Raw genomic sequence first — 21,422 nt, 5'->3', positions numbered from 1 at the left:
GTTCGAAAAATAGAGACTTAGTTTTGTGGTATGGTAAAAGTAAAAGTGCTTCCTTCCCCAACTTTACTTTCCAGACTGATATTGCCACCATGCATCTCGACCAGGCCTTTTGCAAGAGCCAGACCAATGCCTACACCGCCGTATTTCCGGGCATGCGACCATTCAAGCTGGACAAATGGATCAAATAGTTGTGCCTGTTTTTCTTCCGGAATACCAATACCATTATCCCTCACATGGACACAGAGATTGTTATCATCCTGATTGATACTCACTTTTACAGAACCGTTGTTGGGAGTGAATTTTATAGAGTTTCCTATTAACTGATGAAGTATCACCTTGAATTTAGACTCATCTGCGGTTATAGTATCAATACCAGTTTCAATTTCAAATTCAATTGATATACCTCTCTTAGAGGCAATTAGACTGGTAATTTTTTCCATACCAGCAATCAATGGAGTTAAATTGAATTTTGTAATTTCGAACTCACTGTTTCCACCTTCAATTTCTGCAATATATATCAGCGAATTGACAATTTCCAACAGGTTTGAACCTGCATCTTTTATGTTACTTGCAAATTTGGTCTGTTTTTCATTTAGTTCCCCTCCTGTTCCACTTAGAAGAAGATCGGAATATCCAATCACAATATTCAATGGTGTGCGCAATTCATGACTTATATTTGCCACGAACTCACTTTTTGATTTCGAAGCATCTTCGGCAAGTAACTTTGCTTCGATAAGCAATTTCTCAGCCATCTTACACTCAGTTGTCTCTACACAAAGCCCCAGAAAAGTGTTTTCATTTAGCTTAACAGCTTCCACCTGCATGTAGAAACGTGTTCCATCTTTTTTAAGGAATTGAAATTCACCGGAGGCTTTACCCTGATTTAGTACCGTTCCAAAATGCATTCCTGCTCCCTCCAGATATTCAGGGGCACACAGGTCTGCAATATTCATGCTCAGAAGTTCTTCTCTGGAATAACCTGTAAGAGCACAAGCTGCCTGATTTAAATCAAGATATCTACCGGAAGCATCTGCGACAAAAATAGGGTGAGGGGAATTATCTACATATGTACGGTATTTTTTTTCACTTTCTTTAAGAAGCTTTTGTGATTTCTTGGCTTCCGTGATATCCAGAACATTTCCTATAAAATATAGAGGACTTCCCTGTTCATCATATATCAGATTTGCGTGAAGTAAACAACATACGTGGTGACCATCTTTATGCAGGTATCGCTTTTCCATTTGTATTGAATTGATTTCACCGGAAGCCAATTTCTTTTGCTGCGCAATATTCTCTGGAAGGTCTTCAGCATAACTGATTTCCCTGAGAGTTTTACCTATGAGTTCTTCTTCAGTATATCCAAGCATCCTGCAGAAAGCAGTGTTTGCCTGTTCTATTATTTTGTCGTTAACGGACATTCGGACAATACCAATACCACTTGATTCGTACATTGACCTGAAGAGAGCCTCACTTTCATAACGTAATGATTCCGCTTTCTTTTGTTTCGAAATTTCTGCTACTACAGCGATGGCATATTTGATAGAACCGGACTCATCCCTGACAACACTCGAATATAATTTTACCCATATGAGGTGACCCCTTTTATGTATATATCTTTTCTCAACTTCAAATGAGTCGATCTCACCTGCCAGGACGCTGGCTATCAATTTATCTTCAATATCTCTGCTATCAGGATAGGTAAGATCTTGAAAGTTCTTTGACAACAGTTCTTCCTTTGTATAACCAACAATCTCACAGAAACGATTGTTCACTTTTTGAAAATTGCCATTTACATCAACCCTGGCAATTCCCACTGCAAACTGTTCAAAGGTAATCCTGAAAAGCTCTTCATCCTCCTGATTTGTACTTTCACGAGGAATTTCTTTTTCAGCGGAACATTCTTTTACCAATTGGTCATACTTTTCAGCCAGAGATTTATAATGCTGATTCTTTTTCAAAAGTGCTCTCAAATAAGCCATCGTGCCGATGGTATCAACGGACTCGAGTAAATAACCGTCTGCACCTGATTCAATCAATTTTACGTTATCTTCCGGGGAAAATACCGGGCCTGTAAAGATTAACGGTATAAAATAATATTTATCAGAAAATTTGATCTGCTGGCATGTTTCGTATGCTTCAGGATCTTTGGGATCTCCTTCCAGAACTACAAGATCAGGAATAACTGTTTGCAGCATCTCAAAAGCAGTCTTTTGCGGATGTACTTCCACTACATCAAAATCATTTTCAATAATACTCTGAAATAAACTCTTATTGCCAAGTCCATTTTTAGCTAAAAGGATTTTTGGTTTCAAAGTAGTATCATTCCTGTACAAATATGAGCAATTGTTGTACCTTATTTTATATGTACATCACATATAAAAATCAATCTTTGAAAACTTACCTTCAAAAATGATGAAAAACAGAAGAATATATGGATGAATCCTGAACACAATATACTTTTCCATATTTTGCCAGGTTAACCAACCCTAACCCAACGACTATGCAGTTAATTATTTACATTCTCCAGACAATGACATCATTGAGAATATGTACGATGAAATTGAAGTAATATGTCCATCATGCTCACCTAAAATGAGTGTATTGCATGATGTTTTGAAATTGGGACAGAATCCAGTTGTCCAGTGTCAGGAATGTGGAAACGTCCACCCGACAAAAATTGAAAAACCAAAGACTTTCAATATTAAAGTAATAATCAGCAAAGGTGAAGAGTCTTTTACCCAGATGACCAAAATGACATCAGAAGAAGATGTTTACGTAGATGAGGACATAATTGTCGATGACGGGGAATCTGACGAAGTATTTCCTATTTTAATAACTGCCATTGAATCCGGAGATAAGAGACTGCAAAAAGCCAATCCTTCAGAGATAACTACTATATGGGGCAGGGCTATCGACGAAGTTGTCGTTAAAATTGCCGTTCACCGGGGAAAAAACACAGAGGCTCTCCGAAAAAGAGTTCCTGGAGGATATGAATTTATCGTAGGAAAAGAGGAAACTGTGGATAGGACCAGTGTAAGGGTCAAAAAAATAAAGATAAGGGACGGTAGTCTTGAATCACGTACCGGCACTGCAGTAGAAGCAAAGTTCATCAAAAGAATATTTGCAGAGGATGTCGTGAAAAGAGGATGGGGTGAGGGAAGAACCCAATGGAGTATGAAAGGGAAAGGTCGCTACTGATAAGGTCTCTCGCAAACCAGGGAGTCAGTGACAAAACCCTCAAAGCAATGAAGAAGGTACCAAGACATCTTTTCGTACCTTCTATACACATATCACGGGCTTATGTTGACAGCCCGCTGCCAATAGGACACGCTCAGACAATATCAGCACCACATATGGTTGCCATGATGTGTGACCTTCTTGAACTTGAAGAAGGCCAGAAAATACTGGAAATAGGTTCAGGTTCTGGCTACAATGCAGCCGTGATGGCAGAGATAATTGGCCAGAAAGGACAGATCTATTCTATTGAACGACTTGAGAAACTTGCCGTCTTTGCACATGATAACCTGCAAAAGACCGGATACTCCAATGTGAAGGTGACACTTGCAGACGGTTCCCTTGGCCTGCCAGATCATGCACCCTATGACAGAATATGTGTCACTGCATCTGCACCCGATACACCTAAACCGCTGATAGAACAGCTAAAACCCGGAGGTATTATGGTGTTGCCAGAAGGTGAAGGCTACCAGCATCTGTACATTATCAGGAAATCGCTGGATGGAGAGGTTACAAAACAGGACTGGGGTGGAGTGATCTTTGTTCCCCTGGTCGGTTATCATGGTTTTAAACAATATGATAGCAAAAGAGGACACAGGTAAGAGCTACTCGTCTGCAAAAATACTTTAAATATCGTTCGCATTGAGCGTAGCATATTTTATAAAAATCATTTTTGATGTGAAAGAACTATGTCCTCAAAAGATGAAAAGTGGCAATTCTGGATAGATAGAGGAGGCACATTCACTGATGTTGTTGCCAGAAAACCTGACGGACAGCTTATTGCCCATAAACTCCTATCCCTTGACACGAAGCATTATGCTGATGCTGCAATGCATGGAATAAGGACCATACTTGGAATTGAGCCAGAAGCTACACTGCCTACAGAGGAAATAGAATCTATCAAAATGGGAACAACCGTTGGGACCAATGCATTACTTGAGCGCAAGGGAGAAGCTACTGCACTTGTAATAACGGAAGGTTACAAGGATGCACTGAGAATTGCATACCAGAACCGTCCTGACATTTTTGCTTTGAATATTGAGTTGCCTGATTTACTTTATGACGAGGTCATTGAGATAAAGGAACGCTACAGTGCAGCGGGTGAAGAACTGGTGACCCTTGATACAGAAAGTGCCCGCAATGAACTTGAGAAAATTTACTCATCAGGAATACGTTCGATTGCCATTGTACTGATGCACGCATATCGTTATCCTGAACATGAACTACAGCTTCGGGAAATTGCAGAGGGAATTGGCTTTACCCAGATATCACTTTCACACGAAGTCAGCCCTCTTATGAAACTCATAAGCAGCGGAGAAACAACTGTTGTAGATGCTTATCTTTCCCCGGTTCTGAGAAGGTATATAGATATGATAGCCAGCACCCTTGAAGCCGGAGGAGACAATACAAAACTCATCTTTATGCAGTCCAACGGCGGAATGGTTGATGCAATGCAGTTCAGGGGCAGAGACTGTATCCTGTCGGGACCTGCCGGTGGGATTGTCGGAGCTGTGGAAACATCCAGAACAGCAGGTTTTGAAAAGGTTGTCACTTTTGATATGGGCGGGACTTCCACTGATGTAGCACATTACAGTGGTGAATACGAAAGAAGTTTTGAAACGGAGATAGCTGGTGTTCATCTTCGCTCACCAATGCTCTATATTCATACTGTAGCGGCTGGTGGTGGTTCAATACTTCACTTTGATGCGGGAAGATTCAGAGTGGGACCTGATTCAGCCGGATCTGAACCGGGACCTGCATGCTATCGAAAAGATGGACCACTCACAATTACCGACTGCAACCTGATGCTTGGCAAGATAGATCCACAACACTTTCCTCATGTGTTTGGTCACGGGGCAGACATGCCACTTGATGCTGATATCGTGAAGGAGAAATTCTCCGCACTTGCAGAAGAAGTTAGTGTATTCACAGGAGAACAGCACAGTGCTGAACAGGTTGCCGAAGGGTTTCTGAAAATTGCCATTGAGAACATGGCAAATGCCATTAAGAAAATTTCCATCCAGCGTGGGTATGACACTAAAGACTACGTACTTTGCTGTTTTGGAGGGGCAGGGGCTCAGCATGCATGTGGTGTTGCTGACGCACTTGGAATAAAGAAAATACTGATACATCCTTTTGCAGGGGTGCTTTCTGCATACGGAATGGGACTTGCGGACCAGCGTATAATGAAAGAGCATGCTGTAGAGAAGAAACTCGGAAGAGAGCTTATAGCAGAAATCCGGGACATTGCTGCTGAGCTTGAAAAGAGTGGCAGGAAAGAGATGCGTATGCAGGGTGTTTCCGAGGAAGAGATAACGGCACTGCATAAGGTCCATGTAAAGTATATGGATGCTGGAACCTCTATCATTGCTGACCTTGAGAACGAGGAAGAGATAAGAGAATCCTTTGAGAATGAGCATAAAAACCGCTTCGGCTTTATTATAGATAACAAGGAACTTGTTATCGAGGCTGTTTCTACGGAGATAATTGGTGCAGGTGAGGAGATGCACCGATTCATCATGGCGCAAGATCCAAGAAATAGAACAAGGAAGCTGCCAGATACGACTATTTACACATGTGGGGATTTCCATAAAACACCAGTCTACAGAAGGGAAGCAATTGCTGGAACAAAAGTTAACGGACCCGCAATAATTGTTGAAGCGAACACCACCGTTGTGATAGAACCGGGATGGCAGGCTGAGGTTACTGAGAATCAGGAACTTGTGCTTGAAAGGACCATCCCTCTGCCAAAGAGAGAATCCATCGGTACAGAAGCTGACCCTGTGATGCTTGAGATATTCAATAACAGATTCATGTCCATTGCACAGCATATGGGGTACACGCTTCAGAATACAGCTTACTCTGTTAATATTAAGGAGAGACTTGACTTCTCATGTGCTCTTTTTGACTGTGAAGGAAATCTCATAGCCAATGCACCTCATATTCCTGTGCATCTTGGATCCATGGGTGAGAGTGTGAGGGCAATTATCAGAAAGTTCCCGGACATGGAACCAGGGGATGTTTTTATGCTCAATTCACCATTTGAAGGCGGGACACATCTTCCGGACATTACAGTTATCACTCCTGTATTCCATGCAGGAAATGTTGCATTCTATGTGGCATCAAGGGGCCACCATGCAGATGTTGGAGGAATTACCCCTGGTTCTATACCTCCTGAGAGCAGGCATATTGAAGAGGAAGGTGTTATTACCAGCGGGCAGAGAATCGTTTCGTCTGGGGAATTCCTTGAAGATGAAGTAAATGAGTGGCTGACCTCAGGCAAGTACCCTGCAAGAAACCCATTCCAGAATGTTGCAGACCTGAAGGCACAGGTGGCTGCCAATGAAAAAGGTGTCAGAGAACTTGAAAAACTTGTAGAGCACTTTTCCATGAAAACGGTTCAGGCGTACATGAAGCATGTGATGGACAATGCAGAGGAGTCTGTGAGAAGGGTGATCGAGGTTCTGAAGGGTGGGGAATACTCACTTTCCTTTGATGATGGAGCAGTTGTCTGCGTGAAAGTGCGCATTGATCGCGAGAAGAGATCAGCACACATCGACTTCACAGGAACTTCCAGGCAGCATCAGGGGAACCTTAATGCTCCTGTGGCTGTGTGTAAGGCTGCGGTTCTGTATGTGTTCAGGTCACTTGTGGAGAAAGATATCCCGCTTAATGAAGGATGCCTGCAGCCGCTTGATATAAGCATTCCTGAAGGGAGCATGCTGAATCCAGAATATCCTGCGGCAGTGGTTGCGGGAAATGTTGAAACGTCACAGTATATAGTTGATGCACTTTTCGGAGCACTTGGAGTGATGGCTGGTTCCCAGGGTACCATGAATAACTTCACTTTCGGGGATGAGGAATTCCAGTACTATGAGACTATTTGTGGTGGTTCGGGTGCAGGAAATGCTTTTGATGGAACGGATGCAGTACAGACCCACATGACAAATTCAAGAATTACCGACCCTGAGGTACTGGAGTGGAGATTCCCGGTGAGGCTTGAGGAGTTCTCTATCAGGAAAGATAGCGGTGGTGAAGGAGCACATAATGGAGGCTGTGGCGTTGTACGAAAGATACGTTTCCTCAGACCAATGAAAGCAGCCATCATTTCAAGTCACAGGAAGTTTCCACCAAAGGGTTTAAACGGTGGAGAAGATGGGAAATCCGGGCATAATTACGTTGTCAGGGCCGGTGGGGATGTAGAGAAGCTTGATGGGAGAGCCCTTGTTGAAATGGAGGCAGGAGAGTTATTCGTAGTTAAGACTCCCGGTGCAGGCGGATTTGGTAAAAAGAAAAGTATTAAGTAAACCTACTGATAAAGCACCTGTGCATTTTATAGAATTTACACTCAAAAAGGAAGTACTGTGACAAAAATATGAATTCTGCAAGCAAAATAAAGGAAGTTACTGTTAAGGGAGTGTTCATGATCAATATCTTCGGCCGGGCTGTGCCGGCTGTGATGCTTGAAGATGAAGAGGGCCTCATGATGCCTATTCACATAGGCCAGTCTGAGGCATTGTCCATTAATTCTGTGATGAAGAATGAGACCATGCCAAGACCTATGACACACGACCTTATCGTAGCCATACTGACGCGGCTGGATGCTGAGGTTGAGAGGGTATTAATAGATGAGAAGATCGATAACATCTACTATGCTCGTATCACGCTGAAAAAAGATGGCACCACTATGGAGTTTGATGCCAGGCCCAGCGATTGTATTGCAATTGCCCTGCGAAACAATGCATCAATTATGATCAATGAGGATGTTTTCAGCACTGACGCTATCAGCAAGGAAAATTTCCTGGGTTCCAAAGCAATTACAGGATTTGTATAGACCGTTGTGTCGAAAAAAGGATATACTGTTAACCCGGACAATACTCTATGAGGCATCGGATACTTTATAACCCATTTACATTCGTTTTTACGCTGATACTCACTTTTGTGCTGGCGTTCAGCATATCCATTCTCTTTTACGGCGTTGTAAGCACCGCCTTTGCAAAAATTGGATTCTCATGGAACGATGCCCTTATACTGCTTCTTGCATCTCTTATTGGAAGCAATATCAATATACCCATGAAGACAATCGAATCCGAAACTCCAATTGAGGATCACAAATACGTGAAGGTATTCGGAGTCTCATACAGAATTCCTTTCAAAAAGACACACATCACCAGGACAACCGTAGCTATTAACGTGGGTGGAGCACTCATCCCCATGATAGTCTCCTTCTACCTGCTGTTCCTCTTCCCCGGCGCAACCACCGCTGTCCTCTACGCAACTCTGATGGTTGCCTTTATAACAAAAGCAGTTGCCAGACCAGTCATTGGCGTGGGAATCGTATCCCCGGCATTACTCCCGCCAATAGCCGCTGCTCTGAGCTCTATTCTTGTTGTCTCCGTAAGCCAGATTAATCACGATATGATTTTCGCCGTAGCCTATATCAGCGGCACCCTGGGCACCCTGATAGGTGCCGACCTGCTGAACATGCGCGCCATCACAAAGATGGGCGCTCCTGTTGTGAGTATTGGTGGTGCGGGAACTTTTGACGGGGTGTTTTTGGCAGGGGTTATTGCGGTGTTGTTGGTTTGAAAAAGAAGAGAAATGTTTGATTTTATTATTCCTTTATTGCTTTCTTCCATTCATTCATTTTCTCTAATCCTATTGATTGTGAATTGTTCAAATTAGCACATCTTTCATTTTGAAATCCATGACATTCGTCCCCACAACAAGTATTAAATAAAAACTCGATATCTTCTTATTAAATATACCATCTGCCATCGTGCCTTGCAGATACAGATAATCAAATGCAGTGAAAGGGACAATATCACATGCTCACAAAAAGGATCATACCATGTCTTGATGTTACGCTTGACGAAGAAGGCGGAACCGTTGTCAAGGGAATAGAATTTGTAGACCTGAGAAAAGCAGGGGACCCTGTGGAACTTGCCAAGAGATACAATGAACAGGGAGCAGACGAGCTTGTTTTCCTTGACATTACAGCGTCCCATGAAGGAAGAGGTACTATGGTCAAAGTCATCGAAAGGACCGCAGATGAGGTTTTCATCCCGCTCACCGTTGGCGGGGGAATAAACTCCATCAAAGACATACGCCAGATACTCAGGGCAGGTGCGGACAAGGTATCCATAAACACCGCCGCCATAAAGAATCCTGACCTTATCAAGGAAGCATCCGAGATATTTGGTGCCCAGTGCATCGTCACAGCCATCGACTGCAAGAGGAATAAAAACGTTAAGGACCATCCTGACAAGACGATCCTTGAACTTGAAGACGGCACCCCTGCATGGTATGAGGTTGTCATCTACGGCGGCAGACAGCCAACAGGGATAGACGCTGTCCAGTGGGCAAAGAAGGTAGAGGAACTCGGTGCAGGAGAGATACTGCTCACCAGCATGGACAAGGACGGAACCTATGACGGTTTTGACGTCCCAATCACAAGAAAGCTTTCCGATGAGCTTGAAATACCCATCATCGCATCCGGCGGTGTCGGCAATCCAGAACACATGTACGAAGGCTTCACAAAAGGGAAAGCCGATGCGGCACTTGCGGCAAGCATATTCCACTTCGGCGAGTACACTGTCAACGACACCAAGGAATACCTCAGGAAAAAGGACATTCCTGTAAGACTCTAAGACAAAGAGGCAAAATACATGGAAATATCAGAATTCCAAAAATGCATGTATGACCTCTACGCCCACAACGACAGGAGAAGAGGTGCACCAGCTACCACTCTCTGGCTTGTGGAAGAGATTGGTGAGCTTGCAGAAGCCATCCGCAGGGACGAATGGATAATATCAAGGAGGAGCTTGCAGACTGTTTTGCCTGGATAGGAGCATTGGCAAATCTCTATGATATTGACCTTGAAGCTGCTTTCCTTGAAAAATATCCTGATAAGTGTCCTACATGCAGGAAGAATCCATGCATCTGTACGGACTGAACTACTATATCTGTCTGTCTAAATATCAGGTTCACAATGGATGTAAAGTATGCTTTCCATTCCATACTTTGCACGTAAGCGATTCTCAACTTCAGTACATATGTCATGAGCCTCGATGAGACTGAGGGTCCTGTCCACCTGAATGTGCACATCTGTAGCGATATTATTGCCGACCTTTCTTGCTTTGAGCTTGTGGAAGTCCTTAACACCTTCCGTAGATACAATAATGTGGCTTATGTCTTCAACGATATCTTTTTCGGGAGCTGCCTCTGTAAGTTCATTGAGACTTTTATAAGAGATATCAAATGCCACCTTGAATATGAAGACGCTCAGTATAACCGCTGCAAGAGGATCGAGGACTGACCATTTGCCTCCAAGGGCTATTGCCCCGCCGATACCTATCATTGTCCCAACAGAGGAAAATGCATCTGAACGATGATGCCACGCATTTGCAATCATGGCATCACTTTTTATCGATTTAGCAGCATTCAATGTATATCTGTATAACCATTCCTTTGTAATAATCGAAACGACTGCAGCGACAAAAGCTATAATCCTAGGTTGTTCCAGATTTCCACCATTGATTACCAAAATGATTTTACCTAAACCGCTTACAAAAATCTCTATTCCAATAATAAATAGCACAATACCCACAAAAGCTGCGCATATGGTCTCGATTTTGCCATGACCATAGTGATGATTCTGATCAGCAGGTTTCCCTGCAGCTTTGAGTCCAAAAATAACCACGATATCAGTAATAAAATCAGAAAGAGAATGAACAGCATCTGCAATCATTGCCGCACTATTGCCTAAGATTCCGGCAATGAACTTAAAAACAGTAAGGAAGATATTCAATATCATTCCGTTTACAGTCACTTTCACCGCAGTTTTGCTTCTTCCATCTTCATTCTGCATATTACAACGAGCTCCTTTGTGGTAAATAGAGACTATTGTAGCCCTATTTAACCTTTTGTAACTTTTTTGAGTCCCTTTATCTGTTAAAAAGCCCTTCAATCCTTATTCTAGCCTTTAATCCTTATAGATTCAAAAAACTCTTTTGCGGACCTACATTTAAAAAGATAAATTGCGGAAGTAATCCAGAATCATACCTGTATTTCATCAAAATATTTGAGAAAAAAATTAGATTTTGATCGATAGCTTTATGGTGGGTACTCCAAAACAATCAATCCCTTTCTTATATTATTTTTTAGCACATACACCAATAATATTTAAATCGTATCTTTTTGTAATGTTATTTAGAGAGGGAAATCCATGACAAAGAAATACAACAAAATCAGTTTCATCCTTATTTTACTCATTGTCATATCTTTCGCAGCATCCAGCGGATGCCTGCGTGAATTCGATGAACCGGATGCACAATTGGGAATAAGGGACATTGAGATGTCAGCAGATAGTGTCAAAAGCACCTATGTGTGGCTCAATGTGACAACATATGTAGAGAACTTGGGAGCTGACAGCGATGGCAATGCAACGGTCATGCTAAAGGCTTTCAACGAACAGACCGGATTGCTTGAACTGAAGCAGGAAGCAGACATCGGCCCGATGGATAAGGACGAGACCAAGGCAGTAAACCAGATCATACGTCTTCCAAATAGTGGAAGTTATCGAATAAGCGCTACCATCGTCAACGATGGTGAGATGGGATATGACCGCTGGATGACACTTTCAGGGCTTGAGAGACTGCCAACGGACCAGCAGGAAACAGGCATCCAGATAGAGGGCATCGACTTCATAGCAAGGGCAGCAAACTCCAATGGAGTTGTCATTCAGAATGACATCTATCTCAAGAATGAAGGCGTGGACACCACCAAAGATTATCGTATTCTTGTGAAGGCCAGGGAAATGGATGCAAGGCTCATCGCAGACAAGAAGTGGATAAGTTCAGGGGAGATAGAACCCGAAGACACAATCATCAGAAGTGTCAACCTAACTGTTCCTGACAACTACAATTACATTGTAGAGGTCAGTGTCTGGGACGGAAACACCGTTGTCATGACCGGAGAGGATTACGTACAGCTGAATCCTGAAAAGGTAATTGACAGGGACCAACTGGTACAAAACAAGAATGTGAATACGGCTGACTTTGTAGTAGAGGACGACTTTGATGGGGCATACGCGGAGGATACTGAATCTGAATATGCAGAAGAAAGTCCGGGATTCACAACCATATTCACAGCAATATCACTGATAACAGCATTATACATCATAAGGAGGAGATCACAATGAACGATGAAAAGACCATCGAGGAAACAAAAGATGAAAAGTTAACTGTTCCTCCAAAAGTAAAGAAGGAAAGGTCAAATGAGGATTATTTCAGAAGTGGAATGCTTGCCCTTGTAGGCATTATCATTGCCCTTGCCACACTTCAGCTATATTTCTCAGTTGATAACATAATTAGCACATGGTTCGAATACCAGTACAGACCAATCTTCAGATCACTGTACTATGTATTAGTGATAGTCATCGGACTGTTCATCCTCAACAGATACCTGCTGACAAAGGAAAAGAAGTGATATAACCTTCTTTTCCACTTTCACCTTCTATTTTTTATTCTCATTTTTTCGTACAATCTCTGTGTTTCAGACAGGGCAATAATTACTTATTAGCGTAAAAATATTGAATCTGTTCTAATCGAAGGATCCACTATGAAAGAATTGCCTGAATGGTACTACGATGAGTTAATCCAGATAGGAACGGACTACACAAGCCAAGAAGAGATACAGAAATATGACAGGAAAATGAAAACTATTAGGAACATAGCCAAAGAGGCCGAGACCATGATAAGGCTCATTGACCTCCAGCCGAACCATAATGTACTGGAGATCGGATGTGGAATGGGTTAATTCTCAATTGAGCTTTCAAAATATTGTGAACATGTTCTTGCTCTGGATATTTCCCAGGGGATGCTTGACTTTGCCACGGAGAAATCAAATAAAAGAAGCAGGGAGAAAATTAAATATGGCAACGCAGGATTTCTGACATTCGAACCAAAAGGGAAAGAATTCGATGCAGTGGTAACCCAGCTTGTATTGCACCATCTCCCGGATTTCTGGAAACTTACTGCATTGAAGAATATAAACTCAATGCTTAAGATTGGCGGGAAGTTCTACCTGAAGGACGTTGTCTTTTCGTCAGATATACAGGACTTCGATACCTATTTATCGCAGGTATTCAAAAATATGTCCTCTGAAACCGGAGATGATATCGTCAATGCAATGGTACTTCACATAAAAGAAGAATTCTCAACATTTGACTGGGTCATGGAAGGATTAATTGAAAAAGCAGGTTTCAGGATAGAGGAATCTCATTACCAGGATGGATTCATGGCAACCTACCTTTGCGTAAAAAAGTGAAATCTACTCAGTACCGGAACTGAATGAGTTTCTTATCATGTTCTTCGGACATGTGTCAACACACTCCCCGCAGAGGATACATTCCAAATTCTTTATTTTGCTGCTGCGTACCACAGCGTGTACATCAATACTCATGGGACACACTTTTGTGCATTTTTTGCAGTCAACACATTTTCAGTATCCTACCTGAGTCTCAAAGAAGGGTACTTCAGGATGTTCCTTATCTTCCTCCCGATTGACATGAATGGAGTCATCCAGCAAATATAATGGCATCCTGCTCTTTTGCCAAATACCAGTGATGACAGGAAAAGAAATGCGAAGACAATCATGCTTCCCGAAACTATTCCCACCGATGTGGCCTCGATAATCAGGTAGGGAGAGAAATAGAAGATAGTCAGCGGAAACAAAATGAACGAAATTAAAAGAATCAATTTTCTTAAACGTTGTCTGTTCACAGGATACTCCTCGAAGGTTCTAAATTTAAGATCTATTTTTTAGATAGATGCCATCAAATTTAAAGACGATAGATGAAAGGGGGCTTTTATATATTCTAACCTCATCTGAGCAAATATCATGCTTAAAACTCCTGAACTTTTAGCCCCCGCCGGAAATATGGAATCACTCATAGCTGCCGTAGAGAACGGTGCCGATGCAGTCTATCTTGGAATCAAGGATTTCAGCGCCAGGGCTTACGCAGGCAATTTCACAATAGAGGAATTCAGGGAAGCACTTGACTTCGCCCACCTCAGAGGGGTGAAAGTCTACGTCACCATGAACACACTCATCAAGGACAGCGAGATGAAAATGGCTCTGGAACTCATGTACACACTGGATGAGCTGGGAGCAGATGCCATCATAGTGCAGGATATGGGTCTATTAACACTTGCAAGGAAAATGGTCCCTACACTACCGGTGCACGCAAGCACCCAGATGACCATAAATAACACTGAAGGTGTTCTTTTCCTGAAGGAAATGGATGTGAAAAGGATAGTCCTTGCAAGGGAACTTTCACGGGATAAGATAACAGAGATCAAAAACCAAACCGGAGTGGAAATTGAGGCTTTTGTACACGGTGCCCTTTGCATATGTTACTCCGGCCAGTGCCTCATGAGCAGTATGATCGGTGGCAGAAGCGGCAACCGTGGGCACTGCGCCCAGCCATGCCGCAAACAGTACAGACTGCTAAAGGATGGCATGGAAGTAAAAACAGAGGGAAGCTATCTTTTGAGTCCAAAGGACCTCAATACCTCAGCGATACTGCCTGACCTTATTAAATCCGGAATTGATTCACTCAAGATAGAAGGTCGTATGAAACGTCCTGAATATGTTGCCGGGGTCGTAAACATATATCGCCGCCTTATAGACAGGTTTGCAGAAGATTCGGACAATTATTTTGTAACTGAGGAAGAAAACGCACAACTTGAGCAGCTTTTCAACCGGGAATTCACAACCGGCTATTTCAAAAGTGACCCTGCAAGTGAACTCATGAGCCGGGAAAGACCACACAACCAGGGAATAATTGTTGGAAAGGTGAGCGGATACAATCAGAACCGCAGCAGCCTTTTAATAGAACTCAGCGGGGAACTTGAAATTGGAGATGGAATCGGTTTTGAAGGTTACCGGGAATCAGGAACCGTTATCAGAGGGATGCATATTAATAATATGCCTGTGAAAAATGCGGGAAATGGTGACATTATTTCCACCAATTTTGAAGAAGTGCTAAAGGAAGGAACTATAGTTTACAGGACACTGGATGATTCCCTGATGAAAACACTCCAGAGTTCATTCACTTCTCCTTCACCAATACGTAAAATACCGGTTTCAATCAACCTGAAGGCACATATCGGCCAGAAAATGGAACTCTCATTTACCGATAATGAGAACAATGTTTCAACTATCACTTCCGACTATGTTGTGGAGAGATCCCAGAAAAGACCAACTACAGCAGAAGATGTGGAAAAACAGTTGTCTAAGACAGGTAATACGGTTTTTCAACCCTTGGATATCAGTATAGATATCCCAGATGACGCATTCATACCAATAAAAGAACTTAACAACGCAAGGACTGAAGCAATATCAGAACTTGAGATTAAAAGAAGTGAGAAGTGGAGAAGACCGGCACACGTCAGACACGCAATTCAGGACATCATTCCCGAGGAACATGAAAAGAAGCAGGTGAATTCTGAAAAAAGAGCGCTGCTCTCTGTAAGTGTCAACAATCCTGAGGTTCTTATGGCTGCAATCAACGGAGGAGCGGACCTGCTGTACCTTGACAGTGACAGGATCGGTTTACAGGACGCCGGGTGGAAATCTGCAATTGCTATCGCTTCAGAAAAAAGCATCCCAATATATCTGCACACTCCTGTTATTGTAAGTGATTCAGAGATGGAAAAACTCAAAGAAACTATAAAACTGGCAAAAGAAAATGGTTTTGAAGGGATTATAGCCGCAAATGCAGGCGTTTTTAAAATTGCCATCGAATCGTTGGAAATGAAAGTCGTAACTGACAGTTCAATGAATGTGTTCAACCGACAGACCCTTGAGTTTTTAACAGGCAAAGGTGCACACACCCTGACACTTTCAGCTGAAATGAATCTCGGGCAGATACTAGAGATTGCTTCATATGCCAATTGCGAATACATTGTGCACGGAAACATTCAGATAATGGAGTCCGAGCACTGCCTTATTGGAGGATTGCTGGGACAACAAGAAGACACAGGTTTTAATTGCGGTGCTCATTGCAAAAATAGCAGCTTTGAGATCGTTGATGAAAAAGGATTTGAATTCCCGGTGCAGACAGACTCAAATTGCAGAACTCATATTTTCAATTCAAGGGAACTTTGCCTTCTTGAAGAAATACCCCAGCTTATCAAAGCAGGTCTTTCAAGTCTCAGGATAGATGCAAGAACACTTGATAATGACCGCGTGAGAATGATTACACGTGCCTACAGGGACGGTATCAACTCCTACTACACAAAAAGTACAAAACACGTATGGCAAGGTAGTGACATCAGCGAAAACCACACACGAGGACATTATCACAGGGGAGTGCAATGAACATATTCCTTTCAGCTTCTATAAGAGGGGGCAGGCAGATGCTGTCCACCTACATTGAGATTTGTAACTACCTTCAGGAAAAAGGACATGAAGTACTGAGCTGGCATGTTGCTGACCCGGAACTTGAAAAGACTGAATCACTGCTGACAGAGCAGGAGATATACGTACGTGATATGGAGTTCCTTGAGAAAAGCGACTGTGTGATCGCAGAAGTGAGCACACCTTCCATAGGTGTTGGATATGAGATTTGTAGTGCGCTGCAGCTGGAATTCCCTGTGCTTTGCTTGCACACACCACAAACAAATGTTTCTGCAATGATACGCGGAGACAAGAGAATAATTACTCGAAAATATGATAGTAGTGCCATTATGAAGAAAGAGATTGATGCTTTCCTTGAACTTGTCGGCAAATCCTAATTTTTTAGCAATCATTAAATACTTATCATCACAATATAAAAGAGGTGACTATGGTAACTGAAATCGTAATCCTTATAGTGGCAATTATAGCTGCATTTCTTCTCTGGAAAGTGCTGAAGACTGTAAAGAACATGGTGATTAACACAATTGCAGGACTCATTGTGCTTGTCATCGCAAACCTTGTATTTGGACTGGAAATCGCCTATTCCTGGGTAGTCATCCTTGTCTGTGCAATTGCAGGAATCGTAGGTGCACTGCTCATCATAGTTCTGAATTATCTTGGAATAGCCTTCTAAAGGCGAGCTATTAATCTTATCTGGTGGCGCCTGTGTGGCTTGCCATGAAATATTTTTTCAGAAACAATATCCTTCATTTCTATAATCTCAAATCCGACAAGCAGGGATTCAAGTTCTTCTCGCGTGAAATAATGATATATTATCTCGTTTTTCCTGCGAAAAGTATTGGTTTCAATCTCATCGCCACCGTACCTCATATCCTCAGTTCCGAAAACTTCGATTACAAGGATAGCTCCGCTTTTCATTACTCTTTTAATCTCACTTATTGCTATCTGTCTTTCGTCTTTAAGCAAGTGCTGCATAACACCAAGACACAGGACAGCATCAAAAGACTCATTCGTAAAAGGATTCGACGTTATACTTGATACAAGACATTCAGCCTGTGAATTATTTTTAGAAAGGTAGGAGCAAGCCCTGCAAACTGCAGTTGCTGACACATCAGTGCCTATGGACTCGTATTTTCGGGAAAGAGGAAGGAGAAATCTACCATTCCCACAACCCAAATCAAGCACCCGGGATGATGGCGATAATAATCCTTCAAGCATTGATATTGATCTGGGACCACCCCATGTCACATGTTTATATTCTTCTTCCCAGGCAAGGAAGTGAGACTTATTGCCCGGGAAAAAATTGTTCTCCATGATCAGGGTCTGTATACTGCTGCTTCTCTGAAACGCTGCGCAAGGAAGTCCTTCTCAAGGGAGGAAAGGAACCATCCGGCTTTTGGACCTGATGGCTGTCCAAGCACAGAAACATATATTGCCTTAAAGAGATCCTTTGGATTGACTTCCAGTGATTCCGGAGTTACATCCATGGCAGAAGCTATCATTTTGTTTAACTCTGAGCCAACTTCTTTTGAAGAATAAACCAGATTGTGATAATCTTCACCTGTCAGTTCATCACTCTTATCGAGTATGTCTGAGAATGCAGTAAGGAAAGCACGCTGGAAATCTGTGAAACTTGCAGAGCCTACCGGAAGATCATCCTGCACGCTGAACTTTGCATTGTCGGGGGCATACATTTCAAGCCAGTTCCCGACATTATCAGCAAGCTCACGTATGCATTTCTCATTGGAGACGTCATATCCTGCTCTTTTCACAATATTTATAATCCTGTCAAAGTCACCTGCTGCAACCTGGTGTATGGTTGTCATATGCTTGAAGGGTATATCCGTGTGACAGAGTCCTGCTGCATGTGAAAGTTCGATTATTCTCTTATCGTATGGTGTAGCCTTGTCACTTGAATGCAAACGCTCGAAATCGTCTACAAGTGTGAGCAGCGGTAATGCAGGATCGAACCTGATATGCTTTTCAGGCTTCGTACGAATGATAAGGTAACGCAGTATCTCAGGAGGGACTACTTTTAACATGTCTGAAATTGAAACAACAACACCGGTTGATGATGACATAGCACCCTTTTGACCCAACATGATCCATTCGTAGACGATTGGATGAGGAGCCTCGTATCCGAATATTTCCTCAGCTATAGCCACACCTGTGTCATAGGAACCGCCCCTTGAAGCATGATCCTTTCCAAAAGGTTCAACGGTAACCCCAAGTGCCTTCCACCTTGCAGGCCAGTCCACACGCCAGGTAAGCTTCCCGCCCCCTTTCATAGATACTGTACCACTGCTCCCGCATGAACAATCATAATCCACAGTCTCTGCATCCAGATCAAAACCAGTAACGATAGTTGCATTAACCTTGCCACATTCTTTACAGATAGGATTGAAAGGATTCCAAGTCTCAACCGGGGTCTTACCCGATCTTTTCTGAAGTATTGCTGCAATCTCATCCTTTTTTACAAGGGCTTGCTTGATAGCTTCAACATAAACACCTTCCTTGTACAACTCATCCGCTCTGTAGACCTTTGGGTGTATTCCAAGATGGTCAAGGGCTGTCAGGAAAGGCTCAAGGAAATGCTCAGAATAGTTATCGTGTTCACCACATGGGCAAGGAATCTCGGAAAGAGGTTTTCCAACATGTTCTGCATAACTTTCATCCAGGAAAGGATAAACCTTCCTTAAAGGGTCATAGGTATCTGCAATGTAAATAAATTCAGCCTCTTCTCCTTTATCAATAAGGGCTCTGTATGCTACATCTGCAGTTACGACCTCGCGCATGTTACCAATATGAATGTGACCTGAGGGTGTGATGCCTGTTGCAACAAGATGCGTTCTGCCTTTTGCCAGCACCTCATCTGCAATAACATCCGCCCAATGTGTAATCTCTGCCATTATTTCACCGGTTTATAATAGGAATATGTAATGTCTGGATGCCCAGAGTCAGTAACCTTAGATGATTGTTACTATTATAATCTTTGCTCATAGACAAAATACAATCAGGTATTAATAAGTCATTTCTATCCTTTTACGGACATATTTGTACCTCATACAAATACAATACGAAACATATTAATAACGAGATTGTATTTATAAAAGTATGACCCGTATAACAGAGAAGATGAACAGGATACCAATAAGCACTTCAGAAGACATCTTCAATATGAAGAACCAACGGGATCCTGAAAGCAGTGAACTCTGGCCTTTTCTGGTAATTCATGGAAACCACGCTACAATCAATGATGAAGCAGTGATATATGACGATGAAGGCGTATATCAGGTATATACAAAAAAAGTCATGTCGCAAGTAAAAAAGGACTGAACATATATAGGAAAAAATATTACCAATATGTCCTAAAGTTCAGAAGCTCTTCTATCAGTTCACGGTTTTCACCAAAGAATGTGTAGTCCTTTATGATATTACCATTATAGCTGACGGTATCTATGTAACCGTACCAGTAAACTATCATACCAATACCGTAGATATCCTCATATTCCCTGAACTGTTTCTTAATGTAATACTCATGTTCTTTTTCATCACCAAAAAGAGCCTTGCTTTCTATCCAGGATACCTTGACACCATCCACATCGAGTTCTTCATCCAGCAGGAAATCAGGAGTTTTTGTAAAACCCTGGTTTCTCAGATCGTCTTCTGATCTATAGGTCAGCCCCCGTTCGGTAAGCCATTCTGCAAGAATAGATTCTCCCATTTCACCTTTTTCAGCATGTATTTCATGTGCTTTCGGGGAAAAGAAATAATCGGACTCCATGGCTTCCATAACTTCTTTTTTAAGACGACCGTCAGGTTGCTCATCCAGATTTCTGATGAACCCTTTCTTTGGAATACCCATCTCCTTGAGTAGCATCGAAACCATGAGAGTTGCCGGTATATCATTTCTCCTTGATATCTCAACTATGCTTTTGCCTTTCTTCCATTGCCTTAAGTGCCTCAGGCTTTTATTCTTGATCTTTGAGAAATTTCTCTTGACCTTTGTAACAGTTTTCTGGTTAAGTATGGAATGAATAGTACCAATGGGTTGTGAGAACTGCATTGCCAAACTTTTAACGTCATCAATACTTTCCAGGTTACTATATATCTGGTTATAGGTTTCAATATCCATTCTCACTCAATTCCTTTTAGAATGCATTCATTGCATCGGTTCCTGCCACAATAGGCTTTTGAATACTCAACTATGAGGGCATGGTATTCCTTATAGATACCCACATCTTTGGGAAGTTCTGCTTCAAACATTCTTTGTAATTGCATATAATTGCCCTCAATACCGATACATTTCATCATACGGGTAGTATAAGCATCAATTACAAATTTTGGTTTTTCGGCAGCATATAGCACAATACTATCTGCTGTTTCATTCCCAATACCTTTAAGAGATAACATAGTCTTGCGAAGATCTTCCACTGGCATTGAGAAAACAGTCTCCATACCTTGCTCTGCAAAAAAACCTGCCACTTCTTTCAGGCGGGAAGCTTTCTGCCGGTAGAAACCACAGCATTTTACAAGATTCTCAAGCAACTCAATATCGGCTTCTGCGAGAACCGGGACCTCAATCAAACCGTGTTCTTTCAAGCCATTAATAGCCTTTTCCACATTTGCCCACTTTGTCTGCTGTGTAAGCATAGCCCCGACAATAACTTCAAAAGCCGTTTCTGCAGGCCACCAGCATTGCGGTCCAAGCTCATCAAACAGCAAATCATATACTCTGCAAAGTATTTTGTATTTCATATATC

General features: G+C 42.3%; 23 protein-coding genes and 1 pseudogene. 16 read left to right on the top strand and 8 right to left on the bottom strand.

Annotated elements, in window-relative coordinates; genetic code table 11:
* Nucleotides 1-17: 17 nt before the first annotated feature.
* Nucleotides 18-2,312 (bottom strand): PAS domain S-box protein, encoded by a 2,295-nt coding sequence (locus QZZ23_RS06465; protein WP_292467941.1) that lies wholly within the window; start codon nt 2,310-2,312, stop codon nt 18-20.
* A gap of 235 nt (nt 2,313-2,547) precedes the next feature.
* Here QZZ23_RS06465 and QZZ23_RS06460 point away from each other — a divergent pair, with 235 nt between their 5' ends.
* The 8 genes from QZZ23_RS06460 to QZZ23_RS06425 all read left to right on the top strand — a co-directional run bounded on the left by QZZ23_RS06460 (nt 2,548) and on the right by QZZ23_RS06425 (nt 10,189).
* Nucleotides 2,548-3,198: an HVO_0476 family zinc finger protein gene (locus QZZ23_RS06460; RefSeq protein ID WP_292467938.1), complete on the top strand. Its 651-nt coding sequence runs from the start codon at nt 2,548-2,550 to the stop codon at nt 3,196-3,198.
* Nucleotides 3,168-3,836 carry a protein-L-isoaspartate O-methyltransferase gene (locus tag QZZ23_RS06455; RefSeq protein ID WP_292467937.1) on the top strand — a complete coding sequence of 223 codons (669 nt, stop codon included), beginning with the start codon at nt 3,168-3,170 and terminating at the stop codon, nt 3,834-3,836. The genes QZZ23_RS06460 and QZZ23_RS06455 overlap by 31 nt, the downstream gene beginning before the upstream one ends.
* 87 nt (nt 3,837-3,923) lie before the next feature.
* Nucleotides 3,924-7,541, top strand: a complete 3,618-nt coding sequence (locus tag QZZ23_RS06450; protein ID WP_292467935.1) for a hydantoinase B/oxoprolinase family protein — start codon at nt 3,924-3,926, stop codon at nt 7,539-7,541.
* A gap of 68 nt (nt 7,542-7,609) precedes the next feature.
* Nucleotides 7,610-8,068 (top strand): bifunctional nuclease family protein, encoded by a 459-nt coding sequence (locus QZZ23_RS06445; RefSeq protein ID WP_292467932.1) that lies wholly within the window; start codon nt 7,610-7,612, stop codon nt 8,066-8,068.
* 47 nt (nt 8,069-8,115) lie between these two features.
* A complete protein-coding gene (locus QZZ23_RS06440; protein ID WP_292467930.1) occupies nt 8,116-8,823 on the top strand; it encodes a DUF1614 domain-containing protein in 708 nt (235 codons plus the stop codon).
* 239 nt (nt 8,824-9,062) lie between these two features.
* Nucleotides 9,063-9,884, top strand: a complete 822-nt coding sequence (gene hisF / locus QZZ23_RS06435) for an imidazole glycerol phosphate synthase subunit HisF (protein ID WP_292467928.1) — start codon at nt 9,063-9,065, stop codon at nt 9,882-9,884.
* Nucleotides 9,885-9,902: 18 nt separating this feature from the next.
* Entirely contained in the window at nt 9,903-10,082 is a 180-nt protein-coding gene (locus tag QZZ23_RS06430; protein WP_292467926.1) for a hypothetical protein, read from the top strand.
* Nucleotides 10,037-10,189 carry a MazG nucleotide pyrophosphohydrolase domain-containing protein gene (locus QZZ23_RS06425; protein ID WP_292467923.1) on the top strand — a complete coding sequence of 51 codons (153 nt, stop codon included), beginning with the start codon at nt 10,037-10,039 and terminating at the stop codon, nt 10,187-10,189. Before QZZ23_RS06430 ends, QZZ23_RS06425 begins: the two co-directional genes overlap by 46 nt.
* 18 nt (nt 10,190-10,207) lie before the next feature.
* Here the strand turns inward: QZZ23_RS06425 and QZZ23_RS06420 are convergent, their stop codons facing one another.
* Nucleotides 10,208-11,104 (bottom strand): cation diffusion facilitator family transporter, encoded by an 897-nt coding sequence (locus QZZ23_RS06420; RefSeq protein ID WP_292467921.1) that lies wholly within the window; start codon nt 11,102-11,104, stop codon nt 10,208-10,210.
* A 357-nt stretch (nt 11,105-11,461) separates the two neighbouring features.
* Here QZZ23_RS06420 and QZZ23_RS06415 point away from each other — a divergent pair, with 357 nt between their 5' ends.
* The 4 genes from QZZ23_RS06415 to QZZ23_RS06400 all read left to right on the top strand — a co-directional run bounded on the left by QZZ23_RS06415 (nt 11,462) and on the right by QZZ23_RS06400 (nt 13,563).
* On the top strand, nt 11,462-12,436 hold the full coding sequence (locus QZZ23_RS06415; RefSeq protein ID WP_292467919.1) for a PGF-CTERM sorting domain-containing protein: 975 nt from the start codon (nt 11,462-11,464) through the stop codon (nt 12,434-12,436).
* Nucleotides 12,433-12,723 carry a hypothetical protein gene (locus QZZ23_RS06410; RefSeq protein WP_292467917.1) on the top strand — a complete coding sequence of 97 codons (291 nt, stop codon included), beginning with the start codon at nt 12,433-12,435 and terminating at the stop codon, nt 12,721-12,723. Before QZZ23_RS06415 ends, QZZ23_RS06410 begins: the two co-directional genes overlap by 4 nt.
* Before the next feature lie 132 nt (nt 12,724-12,855).
* Nucleotides 12,856-13,053: a hypothetical protein gene (locus tag QZZ23_RS06405; RefSeq protein WP_292467915.1), complete on the top strand. Its 198-nt coding sequence runs from the start codon at nt 12,856-12,858 to the stop codon at nt 13,051-13,053.
* Nucleotides 13,054-13,059: 6 nt separating this feature from the next.
* Complete coding sequence (locus QZZ23_RS06400) at nt 13,060-13,563, top strand: class I SAM-dependent methyltransferase (protein ID WP_292468171.1); 504 nt, start codon at nt 13,060-13,062, stop codon at nt 13,561-13,563.
* Nucleotides 13,564-13,566: 3 nt separating this feature from the next.
* Here QZZ23_RS06400 and QZZ23_RS06395 read toward each other — a convergent pair.
* Together QZZ23_RS06395 and QZZ23_RS06390 are read right to left on the bottom strand one after the other, a co-directional pair.
* Nucleotides 13,567-13,737: pseudogene (locus QZZ23_RS06395) on the bottom strand (4Fe-4S dicluster domain-containing protein); the annotation flags it as partial.
* Nucleotides 13,738-13,745: 8 nt separating this feature from the next.
* Nucleotides 13,746-14,018: a hypothetical protein gene (locus QZZ23_RS06390; protein WP_292467913.1), complete on the bottom strand. Its 273-nt coding sequence runs from the start codon at nt 14,016-14,018 to the stop codon at nt 13,746-13,748.
* 118 nt (nt 14,019-14,136) lie between these two features.
* On the opposite strand from QZZ23_RS06390, the gene QZZ23_RS06385 reads away from it, so the two are divergent.
* From QZZ23_RS06385 to QZZ23_RS06375, 3 genes are read left to right on the top strand one after another with little or no spacing between them, the layout of a single operon-like run.
* Nucleotides 14,137-16,620: a U32 family peptidase gene (locus tag QZZ23_RS06385; RefSeq protein ID WP_292467910.1), complete on the top strand. Its 2,484-nt coding sequence runs from the start codon at nt 14,137-14,139 to the stop codon at nt 16,618-16,620.
* Nucleotides 16,617-17,036 carry a nucleoside 2-deoxyribosyltransferase gene (locus tag QZZ23_RS06380; RefSeq protein WP_292467907.1) on the top strand — a complete coding sequence of 140 codons (420 nt, stop codon included), beginning with the start codon at nt 16,617-16,619 and terminating at the stop codon, nt 17,034-17,036. The genes QZZ23_RS06385 and QZZ23_RS06380 overlap by 4 nt, the downstream gene beginning before the upstream one ends.
* A gap of 50 nt (nt 17,037-17,086) precedes the next feature.
* A complete protein-coding gene (locus QZZ23_RS06375) occupies nt 17,087-17,332 on the top strand; it encodes a pro-sigmaK processing inhibitor BofA family protein (RefSeq protein WP_292467905.1) in 246 nt (81 codons plus the stop codon).
* Here the strand turns inward: QZZ23_RS06375 and QZZ23_RS06370 are convergent.
* Nucleotides 17,329-17,973, bottom strand: coding sequence for a class I SAM-dependent methyltransferase (locus QZZ23_RS06370; protein WP_292467904.1), 645 nt, complete (start codon nt 17,971-17,973; stop codon nt 17,329-17,331). The genes QZZ23_RS06375 and QZZ23_RS06370 overlap by 4 nt on opposite strands.
* A gap of 2 nt (nt 17,974-17,975) precedes the next feature.
* Nucleotides 17,976-19,568 carry a lysine--tRNA ligase gene (gene lysS / locus QZZ23_RS06365; protein ID WP_292467902.1) on the bottom strand — a complete coding sequence of 531 codons (1,593 nt, stop codon included), beginning with the start codon at nt 19,566-19,568 and terminating at the stop codon, nt 17,976-17,978.
* A 205-nt stretch (nt 19,569-19,773) separates the two neighbouring features.
* Between lysS and QZZ23_RS06360 the strand changes: the two genes are divergently transcribed.
* Entirely contained in the window at nt 19,774-19,995 is a 222-nt protein-coding gene (locus QZZ23_RS06360; protein WP_292467900.1) for a hypothetical protein, read from the top strand.
* Between the two features lie 19 nt (nt 19,996-20,014).
* Here QZZ23_RS06360 and QZZ23_RS06355 read toward each other — a convergent pair whose 3' ends face one another.
* Together QZZ23_RS06355 and QZZ23_RS06350 are read right to left on the bottom strand one after the other, a co-directional pair.
* Entirely contained in the window at nt 20,015-20,794 is a 780-nt protein-coding gene (locus tag QZZ23_RS06355) for a C15orf41 family protein (protein ID WP_292467898.1), read from the bottom strand.
* 2 nt (nt 20,795-20,796) lie between these two features.
* The gene (locus QZZ23_RS06350) at nt 20,797-21,417 is read right to left on the bottom strand and encodes an endonuclease (RefSeq protein WP_292467895.1); all 621 of its coding nucleotides are present in this window, start codon (nt 21,415-21,417) and stop codon (nt 20,797-20,799) included.
* Nucleotides 21,418-21,422: the final 5 nt, after the last annotated feature.

Source organism: Methanolobus sp., from assembly GCF_016278385.1.
In the GTDB taxonomy this organism is placed as follows: Archaea; Halobacteriota; Methanosarcinia; order Methanosarcinales; family Methanosarcinaceae; genus Methanolobus.
The sequence above is the reverse complement of the archived record's forward strand: the minus strand, read 5'-3'. Positions and strand labels throughout refer to the sequence as shown.